A 26,719-nucleotide genomic window follows, 5' to 3' on the forward strand; every position below is an offset into this window, starting at 1 on the left:
GGGGGCGGTTTGCGCCGGAGCCGCATCATGCCCGAGGGCGCCCCGCGGTGCCATACACAGATGGCGGACGCCATCGCTGTACAGTTGCCCGCATTGCAACAATTTTGCGAACCTTGGCGGCGGGTTATATGGTGGATGGACGCATCCGATGGAGCCTGCCATGGAAACCGCTGCCGCCCCCCGTCATGTCGTCATCACCGGCGCCGCCGGCGCGCTGGGCCGCGCTGTGGCCAGCCGCTTTGCCGCAGAGGGCGCCCGGCTGGCGCTCATCGATCGCGACCTGCAACACCTGCAGAGCGTGTTTGCCCATCCCGAGCCCGATCACGGCGGCATGCTGCTCCACGCGGCGGATGTCACGTCCGATACCGCCATGGGGCCGGTGTCCTCGGCCATTCTCGATGCGTTTGGCACGGTGGACGTGTTGGTCCATGTTGCCGGTGGGTTCGAGATGGGCGAGCCGACACATGCGCTGAGCCGCGAGTCATGGATGCGGATGATGGATCTGAACGCGTGGTCCTTCGTCGCCGTGACCGGTCATTTCATCCCGGCGATGGTGTTCCAGCGCAGCGGCAAGGTGGTGGCCGTGACGGCGCGAGGCGCCCTGGCCGGCGCGGCGGCGATGGGCGCGTACAGCGCGTCAAAGAGTGCGTTGCAGCGGCTGGTGGAGAGCCTCTCCCACGAGGTGCGCGGCGCGGGAATCAACGTCAACAGCATCGCCCCGGGGATTCTCGACACCCCCGCCAACCGGCAGGCGATGCCATCTGCCGACCCCACGCGGTGGGTATCCACCGGCGTCGCCGCGCGCACCGTGGCATTCCTCGCCTCCGACGCCGCGCAGGCCGTGCACGGGCAGCATCTGGTGCTGGATGGGTTGAGCTAGTGCTGGAAGATCTGGCTGTCGTCGTTACGCGCCCGCCGGCAGCGTGGCTATATCCGGCCATAAATATCGGCGCGAAATGATGGAATAACATAAGCCGCAGTGCGGGTGGCGCCGGCGTGGTATTTCGCCCCTGACGCCGTCTAGCGCCTGAAATCGCTGCCCAGCGGGGCCGCTATATCCTCCAGCGGCCGCCGTTCCGCATCCACCCCGAATCGCAGCGCCAGTGCGCCCGCGACGATCACCAGCGCCGCGCCAATGCCGTAGCCCACCGCCACCGCGCCACGGCTGCCGGTCTCGATCAGCATCCCGAACAAGACTGGCGCGATAAAGCCGCCCGTCCCCGTCCCCACCGCGTAGAACACGGAAATGGCCATCGCCCGCATTTCGAGCGGAAAGACCTCGCTGGCCGTGAGATATGCGGAACTGGCTGCCGCGGACGCCAGGAAGAACACCGCCGACCAGCACAGCGCCTGGGACCGCGCATCGAGCCAGCCTTCCATGAACGCCCAGCCGGTTGCCGCCAGACCGATCCCCGACAGCACATAAGTCAGCGCAATCATCTTGCGTCGCCCGATCCGGTCGAACAGGGGCCCGAGGATCAGCGGCCCCAGCGCGTTGCCGATGGCAAAGGGGAAGATATACAGCGCGACGCGCTCGTCCGGCACGCCCTGGAAGCGGGTCAGCACCAGCGCATAGGTGAAGAAGATGGCGTTGTAGAAGAAAGCCTGCGAGATCATCAGCGCGAACGTGACAATGCTGCGCGTGCGGTAATGCCGCACCAGCAATCGGATGATTTCCCGCAGGGTGGGCACGGCTTTGCCGGCATAGGTCACCGTTGCGCGGGCATCCAAGGGCGGCAGGGTACCGTATCGCGCCACGATTTCCGCCTCGATGCCGGCAATCACCTGTTCCGCTTCCGCACGGCGGCCGTGCGTGGCCAGCCAGCGCGGGCTCTCCGGCACATGGCGGCGGACGAGGACGATCGCCACCGCCAGCACCGCTCCAAGCGCGAAGCACCCGCGCCATCCCCATACCGGCCCGAGTACGCGCGGGTCGAGCAGCAGCAAGCTGAGTCCCGCGCCCAGCGCCGCCCCCAGCCAGAAGCTGCCATTGATGGCGAGGTTCACGCGGCCTCGCACGCGTGCGGGAATCAGTTCGTCGATGGCCGAATTGATGGCCGCGTATTCCCCGCCGATGCCCAGCCCGGTCACGAACCGGCACGCCGCAAAGAACGCGAAGCCCGGCGAGAACGCGGTGGCCAGCGTCGCCGCCATATAGACCATCAGCGTGGCAAGGAAGAGCTTCTTCCGGCCGAGCCGGTCGGCCATGCGCCCGAACACCAGCGCGCCGACCACCGCGCCCGCGATATAGAGCGACCCGGACCAGCCGATCTGCGCGGCCGTCAGCCCGAGCGTATCGGGCCGTTCCAGCACCGCGCCCACCGATCCGACGAGCGTCACCTCCAGTCCGTCCAGCACCCAGGCGATGCCCAGCGCTATGGCTACGCGCCAGTGCCATGCGGACCAGGGCAGGCGGTCGAGGCGAGCGGGGATGTCGGATTGCCAGCCGGTGATAGGGGCCTCCTGTTATTCGCCGTCGTTCGCGGGATGTCGCGCACGAACTTGTCGTCACGGGCCATGAGCACGGGATCGTCGTTCCGCCCAGTATAGGCAACGCCAGATGGGCGAATCCGGGAGATCCGGCGCGAAGGGGGCGCCGGGGAGCGCGAGGTCCGCGAGCCGGCAACCGAAATCGTCAATCACAAAAAAGGGGGCGGCCCCTTTCGGAACCGCCCCCTTGTTCTTGCCCTGGACAGGAGCCCGAGCCATCCCGCCTGTGGCGGAAAGCCCGACCGCCCGGCGCCCCGGTTTCCCGGACGCTTACTTCGACGCCGTGAACGTCAGCGCGTTGGACAGGTCGCCCATCGCCGGCTTGCCGTTGGCGATCAGGGACTGGTCACGCAGCTTCAGGCCCGGCAGCGTCGGCAGCGCAAAACGGTGCGTGATGAAGCGCAGCACCGACGCCGTGTCGTATTGCGTATGGTCGACGAAACCCTTCCTGGCGAACGGCGAGATCACGATGGCTGGAATCCGCGTGCCAGGGCCCCAGCGGTCGGCCTTCGGCACTTCGGCGTGATCGTAGAAGCCGCCGTTTTCGTCATAGGTCACCACGACCAGCATGTTGTTCCACTGCGGGCTGGCTTGCAGCTTCTTGATGACGTCGGCGATGTGCGCATCGCCGTCAGCCACGTTCGCGTAGCCCGCGTGCTGGTTCAGGTTGCCCTGCGGCTTGTAGAACGTCACGGCCGGTAGCTTGCCCGCGGCGGCATCCGTCAGGAAATCGGCATCGAAGTCCTTCAGGTGGCTCGCGCGGTAGTCGGCGTGGTCGATCGGGCTGAACGCCGAATAGAAGTTGAACGGCTGGTGGTGCGTCTGGAAGTTCGGCACGGCCTGGCCATTGTTGATCAGCGTGAGGTCTGCGGAAACGGCCTTCCACGCGCCCGAGTACCAGGCCCAGGTGATGCCGCGCTGGTCCAGCAGTGTCGCGATGGTGTCCTGCGATTGCGCCGGCAGCGTGTTGGCCTTGGTCGGGTCCGCCAGCAGCTTGGTGCTGTCGGTCGACGCCGGCGCGTTGCCGCTCGGCTGATAGGCCGGCTGCATCGTGTTCACGGCGTAGTAGACGCCCGTGCTGTCCTTGGCCGTCAGCGTGCTGTCGTTGACATACTGGGCCGTGCCGGTCTGGATGCTGGTCGGGCTGGTCGGCTTGATGGACAGGCCCGTGAAGTTGCCCTTGGCGTCGACGTCGATGGCCGAGATCGAACCCTTGGCCACCGAATTCTCGGCATCCGGATAGATCGGGGCGCAGGCGCAGACCAGGTACTGGTGGTTCAGGAACGAGCCGCCGAACGCGCCCATGAAGAAGTTGTCGGCCAGCGTGTATTGCTGGGCGAGCTTCCACATGGCCATGCCGCTGCCGTCGTAATAGCCCATCACGAGGCCGCCGGCATCGGAGTACGCGGTGAACTTGTCGTTCTTGCCGCCGTTGATCTGCATCTGGTTGTTGTAGAAGCGGTGCACCAGGTCACGCGTGACCACGTTTTGGCCCACCACCACGCCCGTGCCGTTCACGCCGGCCGGATCGTCGATGCGGAACGGCTTGTTGGCCCAGCCCACGGTGCTGGCTTGCGGCAGCTGGACCGTCTGGCCCGCTGCCGTGAGGCCGCCCCAGGTCGGCGGCAGGGTGGCCAGCGCCGAGCCGTCGAAGTCCTTCTGGGCTTCTACCGTGCCCTTGGCGTCCGGGTTCACGCCCGGAATGCCGTTGGCGCCCGGGTACAGGCCGTAGAGGTTGTCGAAGCCGCGGTTTTCGGCGTAGATCACCACCACGGTCTTGATGGCGTTCAGCGCCAGGCGCTTGGTCACGCCGTCACGGATGGCCGCGCCGATATCGCCGCCAGCCGCCACGGCATCGGCGATCAGGTCGATGGCCTGCTCGATCTCGGCCTGCAGGGCAGCCTTGACCTTGGCATCCGTTTCCTTGTTGTGGTCTTGCAGGAGCTTGTCCGCGGCCACGCCCAGGCGGTTGGCCAGCTGGCTGCGCGCGTCATCCATGTTGCCGCCGTTGGCATCCATCAGGGCGGTCAGTTCGGTGGAGATGGCGCTGATCACGACGTTGGCGCCGGCCGGCGCGCGGAACACCAGCTTGCGCGACACGGCGGCATGGCCGCCACTGTCGTCATTGCGGAAGGCATCCGTGCCGATTTCCGCCACCACGGCGCCCAGGCCGTTCAGCGTGAACGCACCCTTGGCGTCGGTGAAGGCGGACGTTTCGCTGCTGTCGCACTTGGCGTTGTTGTTGGCGTCGATGCAGACCTTGGCATGCTCGAAGTAGCTGCCGGTGACGACGCCGGAAGTCGTGGCGGCGGTGCTGCCGGAATCGCTGCCGCCGCAAGCGGACAGGCATGCAGCGGCGATTGCGGCCAGTGGCCACAGACGGGGGAGACGGCTCATAGCTTTCCTCTTTCTTATGTGTGGGAGGTACTGCGGCACTTCAAAAAAAGCGTGGGTGCTTCTGGGTGCGCCGCGAGTTTGAGCCGGGTGTGTGTCAGATTGATGATGCTCGACGCTTCACTTGGCGTCATTGATGAGAGACGGAGCGTGGCGTTTTCGTGACTGACATGCGGCTGTCATCCGCGAGGAATAGCCTCCTGCGCCATCCCGTCGTCATTCCACCGTCATCGTTCCGTCATGCTGCTGCCGCCGTTGTTGCTGAATGCCTCGCTCCCCTCGCTGACCGTCTGGGTGCGGATCGCCGGCGGCCTGTTGATGACCGTGCTGGCCTGCCTGATGACCGGCTGCGGCAGGCAGGAGACGGCCGCGCAGGCCCCGGCGCCAGTGGTGGCGATGGCCTCGGCCCCCAAGCCGTTCTACGCGATGATGGCCGAGCGGCGGCCCAACATTCCAGCCCTGACGGCGCTGGGTCGCTCGCTGTTTTTCGACGCATCGCTGTCGGCGTCCGGCAAGCAGTCCTGCGCCAACTGCCACAGCCCGGATCACGCCTATGGCCCGCCCAACAATCTGTCCGTCCAGCTTGGCGGGCCGGACATGACGCGCACGGGCGTGCGTGCCGCGCCTTCGCTGCGCTATGTGCAAAACGTGCCGCCCTACACGGACCACTATCACGAGGACGACGGCGACGACTCGGAAGACCAGGGGCCGACGGGCGGCCACAACTGGGACGGCCGCGCCAACAGCACGCACGACCAGGCGCGCATCCCGTTGCTGTCGGCCCATGAAATGGCCAACGGCGAACCGATCGTGGTGGTGGAGAAGATCCGCAAGGGTCCGCACGCGGAGACGTTTCGCAAGGTGCTCGGCCAGGATGTGCTGGACGATGACGACACCGCGTTCAATGCGGTGCTGATGGCCCTGGAGGTGTTTCAGGAGGTGCCGTCGGAGTTCTATCCCTACACCAGCAAATACGATGCGGTGCTGCGCGGCCAGGCAAAGCTGTCGCCGCAGGAACTGCGCGGCTTGCGCGTCTTCAATGATCCGAACAAGGGCAACTGCGCCGCGTGCCATCCCGGCGATATTCGCGAGGGCGCCTTCCCGGCGTTCTCGGATTTTGGCTTTATCGCGGTCGGCGTGCCACGCAATCGCAAGCTCGCTGGCAATGCCGACCCACGGTTCTATGACATGGGACTGTGCGGCCCGGATCGGACCGACCTGAAGGATCGCGGCGACTACTGCGGCCTGTTCCGCACGCCGTCGCTACGCAACGTGGCGCTGCGGCAGGCGTTCTTCCACAACGGGGTGTTCCACTCGCTGGACGAGGTGCTGCATTTCTATGCGGAACGGGACGTGCGGCCGGGCAAGTGGTATCCGCGCGGCAAGGATGGCAAGGTCAGGAAGTACGATGACTTGCCGCCGCAGTATCACGAGAACATCAACACCGAGGCGCCGTTCGGTGGCAAGCCCGGCGACAAGCCGCTCATGACCGAAGGCGAGATGCGCGATGTGATCGCGTTCCTCAAGACGCTGACGGACGGCTATCAGGTGCCCGCAGCGCATTGACACCGGCTGCGCGCAGTCGATGCAGGGCGCCGCTCAGCCAATGCCTCCTTGGTTGGGTGGGCATTGCGGGCGGGCATGGTTGGCGGAATAAAACGGAACGTCCTGGAATCGTCTGGAAAACGTCCGGGAAACGTTTTGGAAAAGTCTGGCGAGGTCAGCACGTTCGCCCGACCGCTTCCAGCATCGAGCGGCCATGCGGCGTGATTTGAGGGCAGGGACGTCGTCCCTGTCTGGATTCCAGGCGGACGAGTTGCTGGGCGATCAGCGCGTCCAGGTCGACAGGATCGATTTCGCGAGTGTCCGCGGTGGTATCGGAGTGGGTATGCGGGCCATTGCCGATCAGCATCAGCGTGGCCAGTTCGTGTGGGCTCAGCACGGTGTTCTCCTTGGCGAGAGGGGAGCGGTTGCTGGGGACTCGGGGACGCTTGGCAGTGCACCCTCCAACGGGGAGTTTGAACTATCGGCGGGCGAAATTCACGCTGCAGCGCATCGTGATGGTCTCGTCATTGTCGGCAGTCATGGATTTGACGAGCCCGTCCGGGGCGGGTTCCATCCGATACAAAATCGATACATGCGTGCCACGCAGAGCCCGCTGGATCACCGCGGATTCCGGCCAACATCCGCCGCGTCACATCCACCGCGTCACATCCACGTCATGTGTCCGCCCTCCGGTGCTGTCACCGGGAGCCCTGCGCTACACCCCCATCGCCACCCCGTCGCTGCGCGGGTCATGGGCCCCGACGCAGGTGCCGTCATCTGTCACGGCAATCGCGCCGGGGTGCCCCGCGAGCGGACTCCGCGCCGGTAGCACACTGACTTCGTGACCTCGGGTCGACAGCGCCGCGATCACCTCCGCGCCGGCGTCCTCCTCCAGCTTCAGGCTGTCGTGCGCGTCCGAGAATGTGCGCCCGAGCAGGAAGCGCGGGCGCGACAAGGCAGCCAGCGGATCCATGCCGTAGTCGATCAGCCTGGTGAGCACCGCCGCCAGTGTCTGGGGCTGGCCGTCGGCGCCCTGGGTGCCGTACATTAGGCGCGGGCGGCCCGCCTTGAGATACATCCCCGGATTCAGCGTATGGAATGGTCGCTTGCCTGGCTGAATCACGTTGTGATGGGTCGGATCCGTGCTGAACGCCGCGCCACGGTTATGCCACAGGATGCCGGTGTCACCGGCCACTACGCCGCTACCCCAGTCGAAGTACACGGTCTGCAGCACGCTCACGCAATGGCCGTCGCGGTCGGTCGCGCTGAGGTAGACCGTGTCGCCATGCTGATAGACATGTGGCCAGTCCAGCGCGCGCATGGGATCGATCCGGTCGGCCATCGCGTCGAGCCGGGCCGGCGACAGCATCGCGGCGACCGGCACGTCGACGAAATCGGGGTCAGCCACATAGCGGTTGCGTTCGATAAACGCTTCCTTCACCGCCTCGACCAGCAGATGGTAGTAGTCCGCGCTGCCTTCCGGGATCGCCGCGATGTCGAAGCGCGCAAGAATGCCCATGATCTGCAGCGTGGTCACGCCCTGCGTGGGTGGCGGCAGGCTTAGCAGTTCGCCATCGCGATAGGGCACGCGCACCGGCGGTTCGTCACGCGCCGCGGTGCGTGACAGGTCCGCCAGCGTCAGCGGCGATCCGGCGGCACGCAGCCCGGCGACGATGCGCCCGGCCAGATCGCCTTCATAGAATTCCCGCGCGCCGTGCGTCGCGATGCGCTCCAGGCTGCGGCCAAGCGCGGGTTGCCGCAGCACCTGGCCGACCACCGGGATTGCCCCGTCGGGCATGAACGTCGACGCGAACCCGGGCCATCCCGCCAGTTCGTCGGCACGGAAGCGCTGCCAGAAGTGCTGCGATGGCGTGACCGGAAATCCTTCGTGTGCGTAGTCGATGGCGCGCCGGAACAGATGGCTCCAGGCCAGTCGTCCGCCCCAGGCGTCGCGGCTGATGGCAAAGGCCTGCGCCCAGGTATCCACGGTGGCCGCGGTCGTCAGTGCCGCCTGCGGGCCGCGCGCGGGAATGGCAGCGCCGAAATCAGGCAGCGTCTGCGCGGCCTGCCCGATGCCTGACAGCGTGCGCACGTTGCCTGCCGGATCGCTGAGGATCCAGAACGCGTCGCCACCCAGGCCGGTGAAATGAGGATAGGTGACGGCCAGCGTGGCACCGATGGCGATGGCGGCTTCGATCGCGTTGCCGCTCGCGCGCAGCACTTCCAGCCCGGCCTGGCTGGCCAGCGCATGCGGACTGGTGACCATGCCCTCGCGCGAGCGGGCGAGGGCGGGAGGGGGAGGGCATGCCGTCATGGCAGTATCAATGTCCGCCAAGGTAGGCCTGCACCAGTGCGGGATCGCGCGCCAGTTCGTCCGCCGGACCGCTGGCCACCACGCGGCCCTCCTCCAGCACATAGGCGCGGTCCGCCAGCGTCAGCGCCAGGGCCGCCATCTGGTCGACCAGCAAGATCGTGATCGACGCCTCGCGCAGCGTGTCGAGCGATGCGAACAGTTCGTCGATCACCTTCGGCGCCAGGCCGAGCGAGGGCTCGTCCAGCAGCAGGACCGATGGCCGCGACATCAGGCCGCGCGCCACCGCGAGCATCTGTTGCTCGCCGCCGGACAACAGGCCCGCGCGTTGATGCTGGCGTTCGCGCAGGCGCGGGAAGCGCGCGAACATCGATTCCACGCGCTGCATCATCACGGCGCGCGTGATCGACCCCGAGGGGAATGCGCCGAGGCGCAGGTTGTCCAGCACGGACAGCTCGGGAAAGACCTGCCGGCCTTCCGGAACCAGGACCATGCCCATCGCGGCGATGCGCGCCGCGTCGAGTCCGGCGAGGTCGGTGCCATCGAACGTGATGCCACCTTGCACGGGCCGGTGCAGGCCCGCCAGCGCACGCATCAGCGTGGACTTGCCCGCGCCGTTGGCGCCGAGCAGCGCCACCATCTCGCCTTCGCGCACTTGCAGGTCGACGTCGTGCAGGACCGGTGCGGCGCCATAGCCAGCGCGCAGCGCGCTGACGCCGAGCACTTCCGGCACGGGCAGCGCGCCGGCACCGCCCGTCCGGGCCGCCGTTCGATGGGTCGTGCGGGCAGGTGCGCCCGAGGCATCGCCCAGATAGGCGCGCCGCACGGCGGGATCGGTGCGGATGGCATCTGGCGTGCCCACGGCCAGACGCTGGCCGGCATCAATCACGACGATGCCGTCGGACACGTCCATCACCAGCGACATGTCGTGTTCCACCAGCCCGACGGCCACGCCGCTGTCGGCGATCTTGCGCAGCAGGCGGCCGAGCGTGGCCTTGTCTTCGCGCGACAGACCCGCCGCGGGTTCATCCAGCAGCAGCACGGCGGGACGCGTGGCCAGTGCGCGGGCAATTTCCACGAGGCGGCGGTCGACGTGGGCCAGGTCCGCGGCGCTGGCGTCCGGGTCGCCTGCGTAGCCGCAGGCGGCCAGCAGGGCGCGCGCCTCCTGCCGGACAGCCGGGGCCGTGAACCCCGCAATGCCCAGCAACATGCCGAGCCGCCCGCCGGCGAGGGCGATGGCGACGTTGTCCGTCGCGCTCATGCCGGCGAACAGTTGCGTGGTCTGGTAGGTCCGGGCAATGCCCTGGCGCGCACTGTAGCAGGCGCCGCGCGCGGCCAGCGTGTGCGCGCCGAGCTTGCGGCCGCCCTCGCGCGGCCGGTAGTAGCCGGACAGCATGTTCAGCACGGTGGACTTGCCGGCGCCATTCGGGCCGATCAGGCTTGTCACTTGGCCCGGGGGCAGGTCGAACGACAGATCGTCCACGGCACGCACGCCGCCGAAGACCATCGAGAGGCCCAGCGCCGATAGCCCCCGTCGCGCCTCCGGCGGACGCACCGGCAGTTGCGCGCCGTGGGCGGCCTCATGCACCGTGGCGGCAGAGGTGGGGCGCAGGCGGCGGAACAGATCGGTCACCACGCCCACGATGCCGGTCGGAGCCACCCACAAGACCACCAGCAGCAACATGCCGAAGCAAAGCAGGCGCAGGTTCTCCAGGCTGGACAGCAGCTCGGGCAGCAGGCCCACGACCACCGCGCCGGCCACCGGTCCGGCCACGGTGCCCGCGCCGCCAATCATCACCACCAGCACGAACAGGATCGACTGCAGGAACGAGAACATGCCCGGCGTGACCATGCCCTGCAGCGGCGCGAACAGGCCGCCGGCCAGCCCGGCCAGCGCCGCCGAGAATGCAAAGCCAACCGTCTTGACCACCAGCGGGTCGACACCGATCGATGCCGCCGCGGTCTCGCTGTCGCGCACGGCGCGCATCGCCGCGCCCCAGCTCCCGCGGGCGATACGGGCATAGGCCGCGAGTGCCACGCCCAGCACCACCAGTGCGATCAGCGCGAGGGCGCGCTCGCCGCCCTCCACCCCGGGCAGCGACGGCTGGGCGATGCCCATCAGGCCGTTCTGGCCGCCGGTGAGCGCGCGCCATTCCACGGCGCCGTGCTCGACGATGAAGCCGAACGCGATCGTCACCATCGCCAGGCCCGGCCCCTTCACGCGCAGCGCGGGCAGCGCCAGCAAGGCGCCCAGCACCGCAGCGACCAACGCGCCGGCCGGCCACGCCGCCCAGAAGCTCCAGCCGGCTTGTCCGGTCAGGATCGCCACCGTGTACGCGCCGATCGCGTAGAAGCCCACATGGCCGAAGGACACCTGTCCGGTCAGCCCGAGCAGCAGGTTCAGCCCCACGCCGCAGATGGCCAGCATCGCCACGCCGGCGATCACGAACACGAAGTAGCCATTGAGGGACAGCGTCAGGCCGGCGGCGGCAACGAGCATGGCGACCGTGGCCGCCACCTGCAACGGCGTGCCAAGGCCCAGCAGCGGCACGGATTTACGCGCGGGCGCCACCACGGGCGCGGGGGATGCGGAAGACACCATCGATTCGCTCATACCTTGCGCACCTCCGCGCGTCCAAACAGGCCATCCGGCCGCAGGGCCAGCAGCGCGATCACCAGCGCGAAGGTGATGATCTGGGTGTAGCTGGAACCGAGCGACGCGGTCACCAGCGCCTCGGCGACGCCGAAGATCAGGCCGGCCACCATCACGCCCCAGGCGCTGGAGAGCCCGCCGAGAATCGCCACGGCGAAGGCCTTCAGGCCGAACACGGTGCCCATGTCGGCCTGCACGTTGAACAGCGGGGCGATCAGCACGCCGGCAATGCCGGCCAGCAGCGTGGACAGCGCGAACGCGCCGGCAATGGTGCGGCGGATGGGGATGCCCATCAGGCGCGCCGCGTCGCGGTTCTGCACCACGGCCAGCATCGCCACGCCCCAGCGGGATTTGCGCAGCACGTAGTGCAGCAGCGCGGCCAGCGCCAGGCCGACCACGGGAATCACGATCTGCAGCGGATAAACGCCCACGCCAGTGTTGCCGAGCTGCACGGACTGCGCGGCCAGCGGCGAGGGCAGGCTGCGCGGCTCGGTGCCGAACGCCAGCATCACCACGTTATCGAGCACGATGCCCAGCGCCACCGTCGCCATCAGCCAGGCATTGGAGCCACGGCTGGCAAACGGCCGCACGGCCAGGAATTCCACGACAAGCCCGTAGAGCGCGCACAGCGCGAGGGCCAGCAGCACGGCCAGCGGCATCGGCCAGCCGAGCGTCTGCGCAAAGGTGTAGGTGAGCACCGCGCCCAGCATCATCGAGCTGCCCTGCGCGAAGTTGACGGTGGCGGATACCGCATAGGTGATGTGAAAACCCAGCGCCATCAGCCCGTACATGCTGCCCAGGCCAAGCCCGCTGATGAGGGCGGAGATCCATAACATGGTGATTCCTCAAGGATTGCCGACGGCATGACAGGTGCGGTCGGTGGCGCCCGCCCCGGCGACGGCGAGGCGGGCGGGAAGGCGGGCGCCGGCGCCCTTACTTCGCCACCGGCACGATCCGGTTGTCGATGAACTGCGCCCACACGTAGTCGTTTTCGCTCAGGGCATCGTGCGTCTCCGGCGTGAACGGCTTCACGTAGGTCTTGATCAGGCCCTCGTAGCGATCGATCTTGTAGAAGCCTTCCCGGATCGCATCGCCCCGGGTGCTGCCCGCTTTCGCGATGGCCAGCGCGGCAAGCTGCGTCGCGTCGTAGGCGTTGGCCACGCCGACGGCCGGCGTGATGTCGTCCGGCCCCTTGACGTCGCTGTACCGGGCCTTGAGGTCACCGATGACCCGCGTGCTGACCGGCGTCTGTGCGCCAAAGAAGCTGTAGGTCTGCACGAAATGCACGTTCTTCGCATTCGGGCCGGCCAGTTCCGTGAAGCGGCCGCCCGCCGGGCCCCAGTGCGATACCACCGGCACCTTCCAGCCCATGCGATCCAGCGATTTCACCACCTGCGCGGACGGGCCGACGTTGCCAACCATCAGCAGCACGTCGGCGCCGGCGGCCTTCAGGCGGCCCAGTTGCGGCACCACGTCCACGTCATTGGCCTCGAACTTCTCCACGCCCACGGGCTTGCCGCCCTTGGCCGCCATGGCCGCGACGATGCCTTTCTCGTTGGACTCGCCCCACGGATTGTTCACCAGGATCAGGCCCGGCTTGGTGGCGTTGAACGTCTTCTGCGCGTACTGGAGCATCGCCTTGTCGACGACCTCGTCCACGGCGGACACGCGGAAGGCATAGTTGGGATTGGCGCCATTGCGCGTGATCGGCGTGCCGGCCGCCCACGGGCCCATGAACGGCACCTTCTCCTGATTGGCGATCGGCACGATGGCCATCGACACCGGGGTATCGAGCCCGCCGAACAGCACGGCCACCTTCTCCTTGTAGATCAGTTCGCGCGCGGCCAGCACGCCCTTGGCCGGGTTGCCCTCGTCGTCGCGGCGCACCAGCTCCAGCTTGCGGCCGCCCAGCAGGCCACCCCTGGCATTGATCTCGTCGATGGCGACGGTCATGCCGCGTGTCAACGCCTCGCCCGCGCGGGCGGACTGGCCGGACAGCGCCGTGATCAGGCCGATCTTGATGGTGTCCGCCGCGTGCGCAGGCAGGGCAGGCAGGACACAGGCGGCAGCAGCGGCCGCGATCAGGGCACGGCGTTGAGGACGAAACATGGCGGTTCTCCGGATAGGCATACGACGATGGATGGATGCGGCGAAGGATGGATGCGACAAGACGGCGCAGCGAGGCACGGTGTCCGGGCGTCGTGGCACCTGATTGCAAGAGCCATGCCAATCCGTTGACAAACCATCGAAATATTCCGTGGCGATCGGCAATTCAAGATGCAGACGATCTGGCCTGCTTTTTGCGAACGATTGGCGATTGACGTTGCATACGATTCGCATGAGTCCGCGCCGCACGCCGACGGTGCGCCGTGAGCCAAAGCGGGGCCGGAATTCCCCGGAATGGTTCCGCGGCCCGGCGCCGGATCTTGCCCACCTGATGAAAGGCATCTGTCCATGACGCACAACCCCAGCTCGCTGGCGGCCCGGCAAGTCGCGCCAGGTCCGAGTTCCGCTCCGAGTTTTGGTCCACTAAGGAGCCACGGCCGATTTCCCTACCGGCCGATCACTGACGTCGATCGCTTCCGCTGGCCGAACGGCGCGCGGCTGGCGGTCTACCTTGGCTTCAACATCGAGCACTTTGCCTTTGGCGAGGGGCTGGGCGCCAACCTCGGCCCCGCCTCGCCCCAGCCGGACGTGCTGAACTACAGCTGGCGCGAGTACGGCAACCGCGTGGGCGTATGGCGTTGCCTGGAACTGTTCGACCAGCTGGAGATGCCGGCCGGCGTGCTGCTGAATACGGCGCTCTACGACCATTGCCCCGAGGTGCTGGACGCCTGCCTGGCGCGCGGCGACGAGCTGATCGGCCACGGTCATACCAATGCGCACCGCCAGAGCGAATTCGACGAGTCCGGCGAGCGGGCGCTGCTGGTGCACTGCCGTGAGCGCATCCGCGCGCACAGCGGCCAGGCGCCGGGCGGCTGGTTGTCACCGTGGATCTCGGAGACGATGGCCACGCCGGACCTGCTGGCCGAAACCGGCTACCGCTACACGCTGAACTGGGCGCACGACGACCGCCCGGTACGGATGCAGACGCGCAGCGGGCCGCTGTGGTCCATCCCCTATCCACAGGAACTCAACGACATTCCCATGATCATCGCGCGCCAGCTGGACGGCGTGGCGTTTGCGGACATGATCATCGACCAGTTCGACGAAATGCTGGCGCAGGCCAATCACCCGCAACACCCCCAGCCACTGGTGATGGGGATCGCGCTGCATCCCTACCTGGTCGGGCAGCCATACCGGCTGCGTCATCTGCGACGGGCGCTGGCGCATATCGCGGCGCGCGCATCGCATGGGGATGTGTGGATGACGACACCAGGTGCCATCTGCGGCGCCATGGACACGCTGGTCCCGCCCGATACCTCCGATACCCCCGACATCGCCGTAGCCGCTTCACGCTAACATCATGGCCATCGTTTCCCTGACCGACGTTATGTCATCCACTGCCGCAAGGAAGGCCGCCGCAAAGGCGGTCGCCGCGAAGAAATCAGCTGCAAAGGAATCCGCCGCGAGCAAGCCCGGCACGAAGTCGCCGCCGAAGGTGAAGGCCAGCCCGGCAGCCGGCGCCGCTTTTGCGGACGCCGATATGCCGGATGCCTTGACGGATGCCGATATGCCGGACGCCGATGCCCGCATCTACCGGGCGATCTTCGATGGCGTGCTCAATCACCGCCTGACACCGGGCATCAAGCTGCCTGAACCGGAGCTCTGCCAGCTATTCGGCGTGGGCCGTGCCGTCGTGCGCCGCGTGCTGGAAAAGCTGGCCCACGACGGCATCGTCGCGCTGCGGCCGAACAAGGGCGCCGTGATCGCGGAGCCCACGCCCGAGGAAACCAGCCAGATCTTTGAGGCTCGCCGCGCCATGGAGCGCGTGCTGGTGGAGCTGGCCTGCCAGCGCGTGACCGAAGCCGATTTGCGCGAGCTGCGCCGCCAGCTGGCCGAGGAGCATGACGCCATGCACCGCTTCGACCAGCCGTCGTGGGCGCGTCTGGCCAGCGGCTTTCACCTGCGGATTGCGGCGCTCGCACGCAATCCCGTATTGCAGCGCTACCTGACCGAGCTGGTCTCGCGCTGTTCCCTGATCGTCGGGCTCTATGAGCCGCCGGGCCATGCGCCATGCGAGCACGACGAACATGCGGCCATCGTCGCCTGTATCGAGGCGGGCGACGCCGAGGGTGCCGTCGCCCGCATGGAGGCGCATCTGCAGGAACTGGAACAACGGATCGAGACCTCGCGCATGCAGGGCGAGAAAAGCCTGGCGCAGATGCTGGGACTGCCCAGAGGCTGAACGGGGACCCCCAATGGAGATCGATTTCGACGCCATCAACGAATACCAGCGCTACAAGCTCATGGCGAGCCTGATCGTGCCGCGACCGATCGCGCTGGTGACCACGCTGGGCCCCGATGGCACCGCCAACGCGGCGCCATTCTCGATGTTCAACATGCTGGGGGAAGAGCCGCCGATCGTGATGATCAGTGTGAACCGGCTGGGCGACGGCGCGCTCAAGGACACCGCCGCCAATATCGTGCGCACCAGGGAGTTCGTGGTGCACCTCAGCGACGAGGCGATGGCCGAGAGGATGCATCGTTGTGGCGAACGGTTGCCGCCCGATGTCAGCGAGCTGGCGCGGGTCGGCCTGACGCCGGCGCCGTGCACGCAGGTGGCGCCGCCGCGCATCGCCGAAGCGCCGGTGGCTTTCGAATGCCGCCTTTGGGAAACGCTGGAAACCGAAAGCCGCCAGATCTTCATCGGCCGCGTGCTGCGGCTGCATGCGCGGGACGGGCTGATCGACACGGAACGCTGGCGCGTCCGGCTGCAGGAGTATTTCCCCGTGGGCCGCTTCGGCGCCAGCTTCTATGTGACCACGCGCGACCGCTTCTCGCTGGAGAAGGATGGCGGCGCCGTCACCGCGTCAACCGCGATCGACGAGATGTAAGGCGAGCGGCGCGGCGGCTCGCCGCCGTGTGCGTTCAGTGCGCCACGTTTCGGCGCATGGCCGCTACGCCCGTCGCCCGGCCCGTCGTGCGGCCGTGGTTGCGCCGGGCGGCACGTGCCCTCAGGGCAGGGGCGAGCCGAGCAGCTTCCAGAGCACCAGCGCGCCGACGTTCAGCGCAACGGTCGCCCGGAACACGGTCTGGAATGCTCGCTTGCGGTTCTTGTGGCGCAGGACCTGCTGGGCGATCAGCGCGCCCGGCCAGCCACCGAGCAGCGCCAGCATATGCAGATTGGCTTCCGGCACGCGCCGTGCATTGCGGCTGGCGCGCTGCTTGTCGTCGAAGTAGGTGATGAACGCCACAACGCTCAGAATCCCCCAGGCGATGGCAACGGCCTTCGGCAAGAAACCGCCGAGCGCGGCCAGCCCCACGGCGGCGAGTGCGGCGAAGGCCAGCCACACGGCGCCGGAACCGGAGTTCCCGGGCTGCCGCGCACCGGCACCCTGCCTGGGTGCGCCCAGTATCGACACCTGGATCGCCTGCGGACGGCCATCCTTGCCTTGCGCGAGTTCGAACATGATGTGGTCACCGGGCTTCGGCTGGACTGACCGGTTCTGGAGCGCCGTGACGTGGAAGAAGATGTCCTTCAGGTCGGCATGCACGTCGATGAAGCCATAGCCTTTTTTGGCATTCCAGGACTTGACCCGGCCCGCTTTTTTCATTGTCTTGTCTGTGTGATGTAAACGGCCCCGAGTGTCAGGGGTGCCGAGCGTCCCTCAGGCCGGATGCACCACCACCAGCAATGCGGTGGCCGCGGTCTTGCCCGGATTGCCGATTGCGTGGGCGACGTCCGCGCCATAGCGCGCGGTTTCGCCGTGCCTGAGCTTCTTTTCCTCGCTGCCGGCCCGCACGGTCATGGACCCGGAGAGCACCGACAGGTGCTCCTGCGTGCCCGTCTCATGCGGCTCGGAGGCCAGCACGCCGCCCGCCTGGATCGTCAGCTCATACCATTCGAATCGTCCCGCCAGGTCGATCGGACCCAGGATGCGCAGTTCGCAGCGCGTATCCGGACTCTTGAGCGCGGGAATCGCGTGCGGTTGCACCACGGCGATGGCCGGCGCCGGCGGGGTGGCCGCGCCATTGGCCAGGAAGTCCGTCAGGCTGACGCCCAGCGCGTTTGCCAGGCGCCACAGTACCGCCACGGTCGGGTTGGCCAGGTTCCGCTCGATCTGCGACAGCATAGACTTGGAGACACCGGCGCGGCGCGACAGGTCGTCCAGCGACAGTTGCTGGCTCTGGCGCAGCGCCTGCAAGGCGCTGCCCACGGCTGGCGGCCCGTCAGGGCTTGCCGGCGGTTTGGCGGAGGAGGGTTGCGTCATCGTCATCTGTTCGTTATAGTGCACGAACTGTTCGTTATATAGAACGCGTTCGATTTATCGATCGAGCGATCCGAGACACTACCACCGGGAGTCTGGCCATGTCGAGTGCCGAGGCCTTCTATGCATCCATCCGCGCGGAACTGGATTCGATCCGCGAGGCGGGCCTGTACAAGCGCGAGCGCATCATCGCCACGCCGCAAGGCGCGGTGATCCGTACCGCCGATGGCCGCGAGGTCATCAACCTGTGCGCGAACAACTACCTGGGGCTGTCCTCGCACCCCAAGGTCATCGAGGCCGCCCACGAGGCGCTGCGTACGCACGGCTTTGGCCTGTCCTCCGTGCGGTTCATCTGTGGCACGCAGGATCTGCACAAGACGCTGGAGGCGCGGCTGTCGGGCTTCCTGGGGACCGAGGACACCATCCTCTATGGTTCCGCGTTCGATGCCAACGGCGGCCTGTTCGAGACCTTGCTCGGCCCGGACGATGCCGTGATCAGCGACGAACTGAACCACGCGTCGATCATCGATGGCATCCGGCTGTCCAAGGCGCGCCGCTATCGCTACAAGCACAACGACCTCGAAGACCTGCGCGCCCAGCTGCAACGCGCGGATGCCGAGGGCGCTCGCTTCAAGCTGGTTTTCAGCGACGGCGTGTTCTCGATGGACGGCACCGTGGCGCGGCTCGATGAGATCCGCGAGATCTGCGACGCGCACGGCGCGCTGCTCGGCATCGACGAATGCCATGCCACCGGCTTCATGGGCAAGCGCGGACGCGGCACGCACGAGGCACGGGGGCTGTTCGGCAAGATCGACATCATTACCGGCACGCTGGGCAAGGCGCTGGGCGGCGCATCGGGCGGTTTCACCTCGGGCCGCAAGGAGGTGATCGACCTGCTGCGCCAGCGCTCGCGCCCGTACCTGTTCTCCAATACCGTGGCCCCCGCGATCGTCGGTGCGAGCATTGCGGTGCTGGATCTCCTCGAAGGCAGCACCGAATTGCGCGACAAGCTCGAGCGCAATACCGCGTTCTTCCGCGCCGGCATCGCCGCACTGGGCTTCGACATCAAGCCGGGCGATCACCCGATCGTCCCGATCATGGTCTACGATGCCGAACCTGCGCAGAAGCTGGCCGAGCGCCTGCTGGAACTGGGTGTCTATGTGGTGGGCTTCTTCTATCCGGTGGTGCCCAAGGGGCAGGCCCGCATCCGCGTGCAGATGAGCGCGGTCCACGACGAAACCACGCTGCAACGCGCGCTGGATGCCTTTGCGCACGCCGGACGGGAACTGGGACTGATCCGATGACTGAAGCAAGCCACACCCCCGGCACCGGCAACGTCCCCAAGATCCTGATCATCGGCGCCAACGGGCAGCTGGGCTCCGAACTGGCGCTGGCGCTGGCCGAGCGATATGGCCGCACCCAGGTCGTGACCTCCGACGTGGTGCCTACCGGCCGCCATGTGCATATCGCCCACGAGATGGTCAACGTGACCGATCGGGGCGAACTGACCACGGTGGTGGAGCGGCACGGCATCACGCAGATCTACCTGCTGGCTGCCGCGCTATCCGCCACCGGCGAGAAGGCGCCGCAATGGGCGTGGAACCTGAACATGACGGGGCTGCTGAACGTGCTGGAACTGGCGCGTCATCACGCCATCGAGCGCGTGTTCTGGCCGAGCTCGATTGCCGCCTTCGGCCCGACGACGCCCGCCGTGGACACGCCGCAGAAGACCATCATGGAGCCGACCACGGTCTACGGTATCTCGAAGCAGGCTGGCGAGGGCTGGTGTCGCTGGTACTTCGAGAACCACGGCGTGGACGTGCGCAGCGTGCGCTATCCGGGCTTGATCTCGCACAAGACGCCCCCCGGCGGCGGCACCACGGATTACGCGGTCGACATCTTCCATCACGCGGTCAGGGGCGAGCCCTACACCTGTTTCCTGGAGCCCGACGAGCGCCTGCCGATGATGTATATGCCGGACGCCATCCGCGCCACGCTGGAGCTGATGGAAGCGCCGGCCGACCACGTGCGGGAGCGGGGCAGCTACAACCTCGCGGCGATGAGCTTCACGCCGGCGGAGATCGCGGCGGCCATTCGTCAACGCGAGCCGGGCTTCGAGATCCGCTACGCGCCAGACTACCGCCAGGCAATCGCCCGAGGCTGGCCCGATTCGATCGACGACACGGCCGCGCGCAGCGATTGGGGCTGGCAGCCTCGGTATGGTCTGGCCGAAATGGTCGATGACATGCTGAAGAATCTGCGGAACTGAGGCGGGTCGGTCCCGGGCCACGAGTCGGGGCGTCGCTATTGCGGCCTGGGCAAGCCGGGGCCATCTGGCGAAGGTTGCGCCACCGCCTGGGCGCCGGATTGCGGTGCGGGTCGTGGCGCAGGTTGGGTTGCTGATTGGTTCGCTGATTGGCTCACTGGCTGAGTCACCGGCCGCTCTGCTGGACCTGTCACGGGCCGCGCTACCGGCAGGCCTGCCTGCGCGGGCGTCGGTTGGCCTGCCGACTCCATCGCTGACTGCGCCGCCGCCAGGTTCGCCGCCACGCGCATGGCGGTCAGGGAATCCGATGGCAACAAGCGATACAGGTGCTCCCAGTATCGGATGGCTTCCCGTAGATCTCCGCGTTCCGCAGCGGCGGTGCCCGCCAGTGCCAGCGCCTTTGGCTCATCGGGATCGAGGGCCAGCGCTTGCCGGACCTGCTCCAGCGGCGTGCCTTCAAGCGTGCCGCCGCTCGCGCTGGCCAACGCATCCGCATAGTCGGCGCGCAGTGCTGCCGCGTCGGGAACCAGGGCGACGGCCTTCGCGTACGCCGCCGCAGCATCATCGAAGCGCCCCAGCGCACCATACGATCGCGCGAGCATGTACCACCCATCGGGATCATCGGGCGTTTTGCGCAGGCGCATGGCGAGTCGCGAGACCATCGCTTCAATCTGCGCCTGCTGGACACTGTGGTCGCCATCGCCGGTGATGGGGAACGGTGCCGACTGCATCGGGATGGCGGCCATCAGCGCCCGGGGATTGCCGAGATGGAAGTAGAGAAAAGCCGCCGCCACGGGCAGCGTAACCAGCGCGGCAGCCACAGCCCATCGCGAGCGCGGCGGGCGACCTTGGGGCCGCGACGCAGGTGCGGGGAGGGGCGCGACTTGAGGCGCGGATTGCGACCCCGCTTGGGACTCGGATTTCGACTCGGATTGCGCCCGCGATGGCGACGCCCCCGACAGCGCGTGGCCGCGTCGCCGCCGACGCCGCACGATTACCACGCTGGTGCCGATCAGCAGCACCAGCGGCCCGAACCACAGCAGCCACGTCTGCGGCCGCACCGGCGGCTTGTACAGTACGAAATCGCCATAGCGTTGCACCAGGTAGTCCTTGACGGCTTCCTCGCTCGTCCCCTGCCGCAACTGCTCGCGGATTTGCCCGCGCAGATCGACGGCCAGGTCCGCATCCGAATCCGCCAGCGTCTGGTTCTGGCAGACCAGGCAGCGGAGCTGCGCCGCCAGCGCGTGGACGCGCGCATCGAGGGCCGGGTCCGGATCGGCCGCCAGCACGGCGCCCGCCGCAAGGATCGCGACCCATGCCGCCGCAACACACCGGACCACGCGCCCCATCCTATGCATGGCCTGGCTCCTGCTCCAGCTGCCGCAGCAGCGGCAGGATCTTGCGTTCCAGGATGTCCGGCGTGACCGGCCCCACCTGCCGGTAGCGCACCACGCCAGCGCGGTCGATCACATAGGTCTCTGGCACCCCGTACACGCCAAAGTCGATCCCGACCTTGCCATCGGCATCGACCAGCGACGCCACATAGGGGTTCCCCAGGCGGCGCAGCCAGTCGCGGGCGGCAGCCGGCTGGTCCTTGTAGTTCAGGCCATAGATCGGCACCGGCGAACGCGCCGCGAAGTCGACCAGCACCGGATGCTCGGTCCGGCAGGCCGTGCACCAGGACGCCCAGACGTTCAGCAGCCAGATCTTTCCTTTCAGGTCCGCGGCCGACATGGTGCCCTCCGGCGACGTCAGCACCGGCAGCTGGAAGGCCGGCGCGGGCTTGCCGACGAGTGCGGACGGCAATTCGTGCGGATCATGGCGCAGCCCGGCGGCGAGCGTCACCGCCAGAGCCACGAAGACCGCGAGCGGAACCAGGAATCTCGTCATGCCAGCGGCTCCTTGCGTACGGCCAGCGGCAGGGCAGGTGCCACATCACCGGCCGCATCATTCGCCGGATCGTCCTCTACACCGCCGGAACCATCTCCGGGCCCCGGCAGCGTTTCCCGCGAATGGACGCGCCGCCGGTATCGTCGGTCGCAGATGGCCACCAGTCCGCCCAGCGCCATGAGCACGCATCCGCCCCAGATCCATCCCACGAACGGCTTGACATGCAGCCGCACGGCCCAACGCCCGTCTTCCACGGAATCGCCAATGGCGACATAGAGATCGCGGGTAAAGCCGTTGTCGATCGCGGCTTCCGTCGTGGGCATGTCCTGGCTGCGATAGATGCGTCGCTCCGGCATCAGCGTGGCCACCACGCGTCCGTCCCGGCTGGCGGTGATGATCGCGCGGAACGCCGAATAGTTGGGCCCCTGCACGGCGATCACGCGGTCCAGCCGGAACGCATAGCCACCGACGCTGGCCACGTCCTGCGTGCGCATCGGCAGCTCGCGCAGGCTCTCCTGGCTGTTGACCAGCGTCACGCCGGCGATGAACACGCCCACGCCCAGATGGGCCAGCAACATCCCGTAGTAGCCGGCTGGCAACTGGCGCAGGCCATGCATGCGCCGGCCGAGCGGACCATGCGGACGCAGGCGGCCGGCGAGGCTGGTCAGCACCCCGGCCGCGCACCACGTTGCCAGCAGCAGGCCCAGCCCGGTGAGCGCCGAGCCATTGCGCAGAATCAGAAGCAACAGGATCGCGATCGACAGGCTGGCGATACCCGCCCAGCGCAACCGTGCCGCCAGTGCCGGCAGCGAGGCATGGCGCCAGCGCGCCAGCGGCGCCGCGCCCATCAGCAATACGGCGGGCGCCATTAGCGGCACGAAGACTTCCTCGAAGTAGGCCGGGCCGACCGAGATCTTGCCGAGCCCGAGCACATCCAGCAGGAGCGGATAGAGCGTGCCGAGCAGCACCGTGGCGGCGGCGACGGCCAGCAGTACGTTGTTGGCCAGCAGGAACGACTCGCGCGAGATGCCCGCAAAGGCCACGCGCACCGACAGCCGTGGCGCCCGCCATGCGTAGAGCGCGAGCGCACCGCCGGTGACGAGGCCGAGCAGGGTCAGGATGAAGATGCCGCGCCGTGGATCGACTGCGAAGGTGTGGACCGACGTCAGCACACCGGAGCGGACCAGGAACGTGCCCAGCAGGCTCAGCGAGAAGGTGAAGATGGCCAGCAACGCTGTCCACGCGCGGAAGGCGCCGCGCTTCTCCGTCACCGCCAGCGAATGCATCAGCGCCGTGCCCGCGAGCCACGGCATCAGGGACGCATTCTCGACGGGGTCCCAGAACCACCAGCCGCCCCAGCCAAGTTCGTAATAGGCCCACGCGCTGCCCAGCAGGATGCCGACGGTCAGGAAGCTCCACGCCAGCGTGGTCCACGGCCGCGACCAGCGCGCCCAGCTCGCGTCGAGCCGTCCGCCCAGCAACGCCGCCACGGCGAATGCAAAGACCACGGCAAAGCCCACGTATCCCATATACAGCTGCGGCGGGTGAAAGACCATGCCGGGGTCCTGCAGCAGGGGATTCAGGTCGCGCCCCTCCATGGCCGGCGGCAACAGGCGGATGAACGGGTTCGACGCAAACAGCAGGAAGAGCAGGAAGCCCACGCTGATCGCGCCCAGCACACCGATGACACGCGCCGCCATCTCGACGGGCAAGGCGCGGCTGAAGCGCGCCACCGCCAGCGTCCAGAGCGCCAGCATCAGCGTCCACAGCAGCATCGATCCCTCGTGCGCCCCCCACACTGCGGCCGCGCGATAGGCCAGCGGCAACGCCGTGTTGGAGTTGGCCGCCACATAGCGCACGCTGAAGTCGTTGTCGACAAAGGCCCACGTCAGGGCGCCGTACGCCGTCAGGACCAGCGCCGCCTGCGCACAGGCGGCCGGGCGGGCCACGGCCATCAGCGTGCCATCGCCGCGCGCGGCGCCCGCAATCGGCAGCAGCGTCTGCATGACGGCCACGAACAGGGCCAGGATCAGTGCGAAGTGGCCGATTTCGACGATCATCGCGAGGGAGCCTCCGCCATGCGTTGATTGACCTGTGCCGCCTGCTTCAGCGCATCGGCGGCTTCCGGCGGCATGTAATTTTCATCGTGCTTCGCCAGCACTTCGCTGGCATGGAAGACGCCGTCGGCCTGCAACTGGCCCCGGGCCACCACGCCCTTGCCCTCGCGGAACAGGTCGGGCAACAACCCGCGATAGACCACCGGTACCTCACGCGCGGTGTCTGTCACGATAAAGCGGATGGTCATGCCATCGCCCTCGCGCCGTATGGAGCCGGGCGCCACCAGGCCACCCAGCCGGAAGCTGCGCGCGGTGGGGGCTTCATTGGCGACGACCTGCGTCGGGCTGAAGAAGAACACCAGGTTGCCGCGAAACGCATTCAGCACCAGCGCGGTAGCCACGCCGCCGCACACCAGCGCGGCCATCAGGATCGCGAGTCGACGTTGCCGGGTCGTCATCGGGGGATGTCATCCCGTGGTGCCGCCAGTTGCCGCGCAGCCCGCGCGCGCCGGGCCAGCAGTGCCAGTTCGATGCCGAGCGCGGCAAACGCCACCACAAATGCGCCGGCCACGTAGCCGGTGTGTCCGGAAAGCAGGAAGTGCATGCTGTCCATGATCGTCTCCCGGAATTCAGTCGGTCAGCCGTGGCTCGGCACGCTCGCGCAGGATGCAGCGCACGCGGACCAGCGCCACGGCAATCGTGTACATCCAGCAGGCCAGCGTCATCAGCAGCATGCCGGCGAGCATGGTGGCGGCCATCGACGGTGCTGCGCTCAGGCTGACCGATGCGCCCTGATGCAGCGTGTTCCACCATTGCACGGAGAAATAGATGATCGGGATATTGACCACGCCGACCAGCGCCAGCACGGCGCAGGCGCGTTCGGCGCGGCGTGCCTCATCGATGGACGCTTCCAGCGCCAGGAAGCCCAGGTACAGGAACAGCAGGATGAGCTCGGACGTCAGCCGCGCGTCCCAGACCCACCACGTGCCCCAGGTCGGTTTGCCCCACAGGGCGCCGGTCCAGAGCGCGATAAAGGTGAACAGGGCCCCCGTGGGCGCGAGCGCGGAGGCCATCATCGACGACAGCCGGGTGCGCAGCACCAGCGCCAGGGCGCAGTAGCCGGCCATGACCAGATAGATGAACATCGACATCCAGGCGGCCGGCACGTGGATGAAGATGATCCGGTAGACCTCGCCTTGTTGCGCATCGGTCGGCGCCACGCGGAAGCCGACGTAGAGGCCTGCCAGCAGGAACAGCAACGCCGCCGCGCCGAACCAGGGCGCCAGCCGCCGCGCGAGCGGGTCGAAGCGCGAGGGCGAGGCATATGCCAGCCAGCGCGTGCGCGTCGGGTGAGACGGCGGGGTGAGGGTGGGCAGGTCGGCTGACGGACCCATGGCTTACTCCATCGCGATCCGCAAGCCGGCCGCGGCGGCCAGCGGGCACAGCAGCAACGCCAGCGCGAGGCAGGCGCCCAGGAGCGAGAACTGCGGCATGACATCCAGCCCGGCGTCGGCGGCGGCGCCGGCTCCGGCGCCGAACACCAGCACGGGCACGCACAGCGGCAAGACCAGGATGCATAGCAGCACGGCACCGCCGCGCACCCCCAGCGTCAGCGCCGCGCCCACCGCGCCGATCAGGCTCAGCACCGGCGTGCCCAGCAGCAAGGAAGCCGCCAGCATCAGTGCCGCGCCGGGCGGCAGGCTGTATTGCTGCGCCAGCACGGGCGTCAGCACCAGCAGCGGCAAGCCGCTGGTCAGCCAGTGCGCAGCGATCTTGGCCAGCACCAGGATCGCCAGCGGTTCGGGAGACAGCAGCATTTGTTCGAGCCCGCCATCGGCATAGTCCTGGGCGAACAGCCGTGACAGCGACAGCATCGACGCCAGCAGCGCGGCCACCCACAGGATGCCCGGCGCCAGCAGGCGCAGTTGCTGGGGATCCGGTCCGATTGCCAGCGGAAAGAGGCTGGTGGCGATCACGAAGAACACCACCGTGCCCACCAGGTTGCCGCGCCGGCGCCAGGCTAGGGTCAGGTCATGGCGCAGCGTGGCGGTGAAGGCGCCGAGCAGGCCGGGGAAGGGGGATGGAGGCGGCCCGAGCGGACTCATGCCGATCGTCCCAGGCACAGCGTGGCGGTGGCCCCGTGGGCCAGCGACAGTGGCCGGTGCGTGGCCACCACGGCCATGCCGCCCGACGCGAGGTGCGCGTCGAGCCGTTGCGTGAAGCGCGCGGCGGCGTCGTCGTCGAGCGATGTCAGCGGTTCGTCGAGCAACCAGAGCGTGCGCGGTACCAGCGAGAGACGCGCCAGCGCGGCGCGGCGGCGTTGGCCTTGCGAGAGCGTGCGGACGGCCGCATCGGCCACGCGACCGAGCCCGGCTTTCGCGAGCGCCGCGCGGGCGGCCTCCGCCGTGACGGCACAGCCGGCAAGCCGCGCCGCATAGACCAGATGTTCCGTGGCGCTGAGATCGGGGTCGATGCCATTGGCGTGGCCCACATAGCCGACCGACTGGCCGAACGCGGGATCGCCCGCGCGCACGGGGCGGCCCGCCCAGGTCAGCTCGCCCGTGGCGGGCGGCAACAGCCCGGCCAGTACGCGCAGCAGCGTGGATTTGCCACTGCCATTGGGCCCGGTCACCGCCAGCGCATGGCCCGCGTCCAGGGTCAGGTCGATGCCGCGAAAGACGGGGTGGCCGGCACGGGCGAACGCGAGTTGGCGGGCGGCAAGCATGGCGGGATCCTCAGCCG

General features: G+C 67.9%; 24 protein-coding genes. 7 read left to right on the forward strand and 17 right to left on the reverse strand.

Annotation, left to right across the window (positions count from 1 at the left end; translation table 11 throughout):
* Positions 1 to 160: 160 nt before the first annotated feature.
* Entirely contained in the window at positions 161 to 880 is a 720-nt protein-coding gene (locus AC1DOX_RS26315) for an SDR family NAD(P)-dependent oxidoreductase (protein WP_092140372.1), read from the forward strand.
* Positions 881 to 1,020: 140 nt separating this feature from the next.
* Here the strand turns inward: AC1DOX_RS26315 and AC1DOX_RS26320 are convergent, their stop codons facing one another.
* Both AC1DOX_RS26320 and acpA read right to left on the reverse strand, forming a co-directional pair.
* On the reverse strand, positions 1,021 to 2,454 hold the full coding sequence (locus AC1DOX_RS26320) for an MFS transporter (RefSeq protein ID WP_441621488.1): 1,434 nt from the start codon (positions 2,452 to 2,454) through the stop codon (positions 1,021 to 1,023).
* A 306-nt stretch (positions 2,455 to 2,760) separates the two neighbouring features.
* On the reverse strand, positions 2,761 to 4,887 hold the full coding sequence (gene acpA, locus AC1DOX_RS26325) for an acid phosphatase (RefSeq protein WP_441621383.1): 2,127 nt from the start codon (positions 4,885 to 4,887) through the stop codon (positions 2,761 to 2,763).
* A 237-nt stretch (positions 4,888 to 5,124) separates the two neighbouring features.
* Between acpA and AC1DOX_RS26330 the strand changes: the two genes are divergently transcribed.
* Positions 5,125 to 6,450 carry a cytochrome-c peroxidase gene (locus AC1DOX_RS26330; protein WP_441621385.1) on the forward strand — a complete coding sequence of 442 codons (1,326 nt, stop codon included), beginning with the start codon at positions 5,125 to 5,127 and terminating at the stop codon, positions 6,448 to 6,450.
* 154 nt (positions 6,451 to 6,604) lie between these two features.
* Here the strand turns inward: AC1DOX_RS26330 and AC1DOX_RS26335 are convergent, their stop codons facing one another.
* The 5 genes from AC1DOX_RS26335 to AC1DOX_RS26355 form a co-directional block, all read right to left on the reverse strand.
* Entirely contained in the window at positions 6,605 to 6,826 is a 222-nt protein-coding gene (locus tag AC1DOX_RS26335; RefSeq protein ID WP_441621387.1) for a hypothetical protein, read from the reverse strand.
* Between the two features lie 318 nt (positions 6,827 to 7,144).
* Positions 7,145 to 8,743 carry a gamma-glutamyltransferase family protein gene (locus tag AC1DOX_RS26340; RefSeq protein ID WP_477112596.1) on the reverse strand — a complete coding sequence of 533 codons (1,599 nt, stop codon included), beginning with the start codon at positions 8,741 to 8,743 and terminating at the stop codon, positions 7,145 to 7,147.
* Between the two features lie 7 nt (positions 8,744 to 8,750).
* Positions 8,751 to 11,354, reverse strand: a complete 2,604-nt coding sequence (locus tag AC1DOX_RS26345) for a branched-chain amino acid ABC transporter ATP-binding protein/permease (protein WP_441621391.1) — start codon at positions 11,352 to 11,354, stop codon at positions 8,751 to 8,753.
* Positions 11,351 to 12,229 carry a branched-chain amino acid ABC transporter permease gene (locus AC1DOX_RS26350; RefSeq protein WP_441621393.1) on the reverse strand — a complete coding sequence of 293 codons (879 nt, stop codon included), beginning with the start codon at positions 12,227 to 12,229 and terminating at the stop codon, positions 11,351 to 11,353. Before AC1DOX_RS26350 ends, AC1DOX_RS26345 begins: the two co-directional genes overlap by 4 nt.
* 97 nt (positions 12,230 to 12,326) lie before the next feature.
* Positions 12,327 to 13,502 carry an ABC transporter substrate-binding protein gene (locus tag AC1DOX_RS26355; protein WP_441621395.1) on the reverse strand — a complete coding sequence of 392 codons (1,176 nt, stop codon included), beginning with the start codon at positions 13,500 to 13,502 and terminating at the stop codon, positions 12,327 to 12,329.
* Between the two features lie 345 nt (positions 13,503 to 13,847).
* Between AC1DOX_RS26355 and AC1DOX_RS26360 the strand changes: the two genes are divergently transcribed.
* From AC1DOX_RS26360 to AC1DOX_RS26370, 3 genes are all read left to right on the forward strand, one after another.
* Positions 13,848 to 14,855, forward strand: coding sequence for a polysaccharide deacetylase family protein (locus AC1DOX_RS26360; RefSeq protein WP_441621397.1), 1,008 nt, complete (start codon positions 13,848 to 13,850; stop codon positions 14,853 to 14,855).
* A 184-nt stretch (positions 14,856 to 15,039) separates the two neighbouring features.
* Positions 15,040 to 15,741, forward strand: a complete 702-nt coding sequence (locus tag AC1DOX_RS26365) for a GntR family transcriptional regulator (RefSeq protein WP_441621490.1) — start codon at positions 15,040 to 15,042, stop codon at positions 15,739 to 15,741.
* A 13-nt stretch (positions 15,742 to 15,754) separates the two neighbouring features.
* Entirely contained in the window at positions 15,755 to 16,390 is a 636-nt protein-coding gene (locus tag AC1DOX_RS26370) for a flavin reductase family protein (RefSeq protein WP_441621399.1), read from the forward strand.
* Positions 16,391 to 16,510: 120 nt separating this feature from the next.
* Here AC1DOX_RS26370 and AC1DOX_RS26375 read toward each other — a convergent pair whose 3' ends face one another.
* Entirely contained in the window at positions 16,511 to 17,110 is a 600-nt protein-coding gene (locus AC1DOX_RS26375; protein WP_441621401.1) for a DUF1294 domain-containing protein, read from the reverse strand.
* Between the two features lie 54 nt (positions 17,111 to 17,164).
* Complete coding sequence (locus AC1DOX_RS26380) at positions 17,165 to 17,767, reverse strand: helix-turn-helix domain-containing protein (protein WP_441621403.1); 603 nt, start codon at positions 17,765 to 17,767, stop codon at positions 17,165 to 17,167.
* 98 nt (positions 17,768 to 17,865) lie between these two features.
* On the opposite strand from AC1DOX_RS26380, the gene kbl reads away from it, so the two are divergent.
* Both kbl and AC1DOX_RS26390 read left to right on the forward strand, forming a co-directional pair.
* Positions 17,866 to 19,068 carry a glycine C-acetyltransferase gene (gene kbl, locus AC1DOX_RS26385; RefSeq protein ID WP_441621405.1) on the forward strand — a complete coding sequence of 401 codons (1,203 nt, stop codon included), beginning with the start codon at positions 17,866 to 17,868 and terminating at the stop codon, positions 19,066 to 19,068.
* Positions 19,065 to 20,033, forward strand: a complete 969-nt coding sequence (locus tag AC1DOX_RS26390; RefSeq protein WP_441621407.1) for an NAD-dependent epimerase/dehydratase family protein — start codon at positions 19,065 to 19,067, stop codon at positions 20,031 to 20,033. The genes kbl and AC1DOX_RS26390 overlap by 4 nt, the downstream gene beginning before the upstream one ends.
* A 35-nt stretch (positions 20,034 to 20,068) precedes the next feature.
* Here the strand turns inward: AC1DOX_RS26390 and AC1DOX_RS26395 are convergent, their stop codons facing one another.
* From AC1DOX_RS26395 to ccmA, 8 genes are read right to left on the reverse strand one after another with little or no spacing between them, the layout of a single operon-like run.
* A complete protein-coding gene (locus AC1DOX_RS26395) occupies positions 20,069 to 21,388 on the reverse strand; it encodes a cytochrome c-type biogenesis protein CcmH (RefSeq protein WP_441621409.1) in 1,320 nt (439 codons plus the stop codon).
* Positions 21,381 to 21,920, reverse strand: a complete 540-nt coding sequence (locus AC1DOX_RS26400) for a DsbE family thiol:disulfide interchange protein (RefSeq protein ID WP_441621411.1) — start codon at positions 21,918 to 21,920, stop codon at positions 21,381 to 21,383. The genes AC1DOX_RS26395 and AC1DOX_RS26400 overlap by 8 nt, the downstream gene beginning before the upstream one ends.
* On the reverse strand, positions 21,917 to 23,980 hold the full coding sequence (locus tag AC1DOX_RS26405) for a heme lyase CcmF/NrfE family subunit (protein WP_441621413.1): 2,064 nt from the start codon (positions 23,978 to 23,980) through the stop codon (positions 21,917 to 21,919). The genes AC1DOX_RS26400 and AC1DOX_RS26405 overlap by 4 nt, the downstream gene beginning before the upstream one ends.
* Entirely contained in the window at positions 23,977 to 24,435 is a 459-nt protein-coding gene (gene ccmE / locus AC1DOX_RS26410) for a cytochrome c maturation protein CcmE (RefSeq protein ID WP_092140126.1), read from the reverse strand. Before ccmE ends, AC1DOX_RS26405 begins: the two co-directional genes overlap by 4 nt.
* Complete coding sequence (locus AC1DOX_RS26415; protein WP_441621415.1) at positions 24,432 to 24,590, reverse strand: hypothetical protein; 159 nt, start codon at positions 24,588 to 24,590, stop codon at positions 24,432 to 24,434. Before AC1DOX_RS26415 ends, ccmE begins: the two co-directional genes overlap by 4 nt.
* A gap of 16 nt (positions 24,591 to 24,606) precedes the next feature.
* A complete protein-coding gene (locus tag AC1DOX_RS26420) occupies positions 24,607 to 25,371 on the reverse strand; it encodes a heme ABC transporter permease (RefSeq protein ID WP_441621417.1) in 765 nt (254 codons plus the stop codon).
* Positions 25,372 to 25,374: 3 nt separating this feature from the next.
* Positions 25,375 to 26,082, reverse strand: coding sequence for a heme exporter protein CcmB (gene ccmB, locus AC1DOX_RS26425; protein WP_092140132.1), 708 nt, complete (start codon positions 26,080 to 26,082; stop codon positions 25,375 to 25,377).
* Complete coding sequence (ccmA, locus tag AC1DOX_RS26430; protein ID WP_441621420.1) at positions 26,079 to 26,702, reverse strand: cytochrome c biogenesis heme-transporting ATPase CcmA; 624 nt, start codon at positions 26,700 to 26,702, stop codon at positions 26,079 to 26,081. Before ccmA ends, ccmB begins: the two co-directional genes overlap by 4 nt.
* Between the last annotated feature and the right edge of the window lie 17 nt (positions 26,703 to 26,719).

It is taken from the genome of Cupriavidus sp. 01L415 (genome assembly GCF_056400065.1).

Excerpts from the sequence above, each read along its gene's own strand:
- AC1DOX_RS26365 (WP_441621490.1), top strand. The coding sequence starts at position 15,040 with ATGCCGGATGCCTTGACGGATGCCGATATGCCGGACGCCGATGCCCGC.
- AC1DOX_RS26395 (WP_441621409.1), bottom strand. The coding sequence starts at position 21,388 with ATGCATAGGATGGGGCGCGTGGTCCGGTGTGTTGCGGCGGCATGGGTC.
- AC1DOX_RS26315 (WP_092140372.1), top strand. The coding sequence starts at position 161 with ATGGAAACCGCTGCCGCCCCCCGTCATGTCGTCATCACCGGCGCCGCC.
- AC1DOX_RS26345 (WP_441621391.1), bottom strand. The coding sequence starts at position 11,354 with ATGAGCGAATCGATGGTGTCTTCCGCATCCCCCGCGCCCGTGGTGGCG.
- AC1DOX_RS26350 (WP_441621393.1), bottom strand. The coding sequence starts at position 12,229 with ATGTTATGGATCTCCGCCCTCATCAGCGGGCTTGGCCTGGGCAGCATG.
- ccmA (WP_441621420.1), bottom strand. The coding sequence starts at position 26,702 with ATGCTTGCCGCCCGCCAACTCGCGTTCGCCCGTGCCGGCCACCCCGTC.
- AC1DOX_RS26340 (WP_477112596.1), bottom strand. The coding sequence starts at position 8,743 with ATGACGGCATGCCCTCCCCCTCCCGCCCTCGCCCGCTCGCGCGAGGGC.
- kbl (WP_441621405.1), top strand. The coding sequence starts at position 17,866 with ATGTCGAGTGCCGAGGCCTTCTATGCATCCATCCGCGCGGAACTGGAT.
- AC1DOX_RS26420 (WP_441621417.1), bottom strand. The coding sequence starts at position 25,371 with ATGGGTCCGTCAGCCGACCTGCCCACCCTCACCCCGCCGTCTCACCCG.
- AC1DOX_RS26390 (WP_441621407.1), top strand. The coding sequence starts at position 19,065 with ATGACTGAAGCAAGCCACACCCCCGGCACCGGCAACGTCCCCAAGATC.
- AC1DOX_RS26355 (WP_441621395.1), bottom strand. The coding sequence starts at position 13,502 with ATGTTTCGTCCTCAACGCCGTGCCCTGATCGCGGCCGCTGCTGCCGCC.
- AC1DOX_RS26330 (WP_441621385.1), top strand. The coding sequence starts at position 5,125 with ATGCTGCTGCCGCCGTTGTTGCTGAATGCCTCGCTCCCCTCGCTGACC.
- AC1DOX_RS26405 (WP_441621413.1), bottom strand. The coding sequence starts at position 23,980 with ATGATCGTCGAAATCGGCCACTTCGCACTGATCCTGGCCCTGTTCGTG.
- AC1DOX_RS26380 (WP_441621403.1), bottom strand. The coding sequence starts at position 17,767 with ATGACGCAACCCTCCTCCGCCAAACCGCCGGCAAGCCCTGACGGGCCG.
- acpA (WP_441621383.1), bottom strand. The coding sequence starts at position 4,887 with ATGAGCCGTCTCCCCCGTCTGTGGCCACTGGCCGCAATCGCCGCTGCA.
- AC1DOX_RS26360 (WP_441621397.1), top strand. The coding sequence starts at position 13,848 with ATGACGCACAACCCCAGCTCGCTGGCGGCCCGGCAAGTCGCGCCAGGT.
- AC1DOX_RS26375 (WP_441621401.1), bottom strand. The coding sequence starts at position 17,110 with ATGAAAAAAGCGGGCCGGGTCAAGTCCTGGAATGCCAAAAAAGGCTAT.
- ccmB (WP_092140132.1), bottom strand. The coding sequence starts at position 26,082 with ATGAGTCCGCTCGGGCCGCCTCCATCCCCCTTCCCCGGCCTGCTCGGC.
- AC1DOX_RS26370 (WP_441621399.1), top strand. The coding sequence starts at position 15,755 with ATGGAGATCGATTTCGACGCCATCAACGAATACCAGCGCTACAAGCTC.
- ccmE (WP_092140126.1), bottom strand. The coding sequence starts at position 24,435 with ATGACGACCCGGCAACGTCGACTCGCGATCCTGATGGCCGCGCTGGTG.
- AC1DOX_RS26400 (WP_441621411.1), bottom strand. The coding sequence starts at position 21,920 with ATGACGAGATTCCTGGTTCCGCTCGCGGTCTTCGTGGCTCTGGCGGTG.
- AC1DOX_RS26415 (WP_441621415.1), bottom strand. The coding sequence starts at position 24,590 with ATGGACAGCATGCACTTCCTGCTTTCCGGACACACCGGCTACGTGGCC.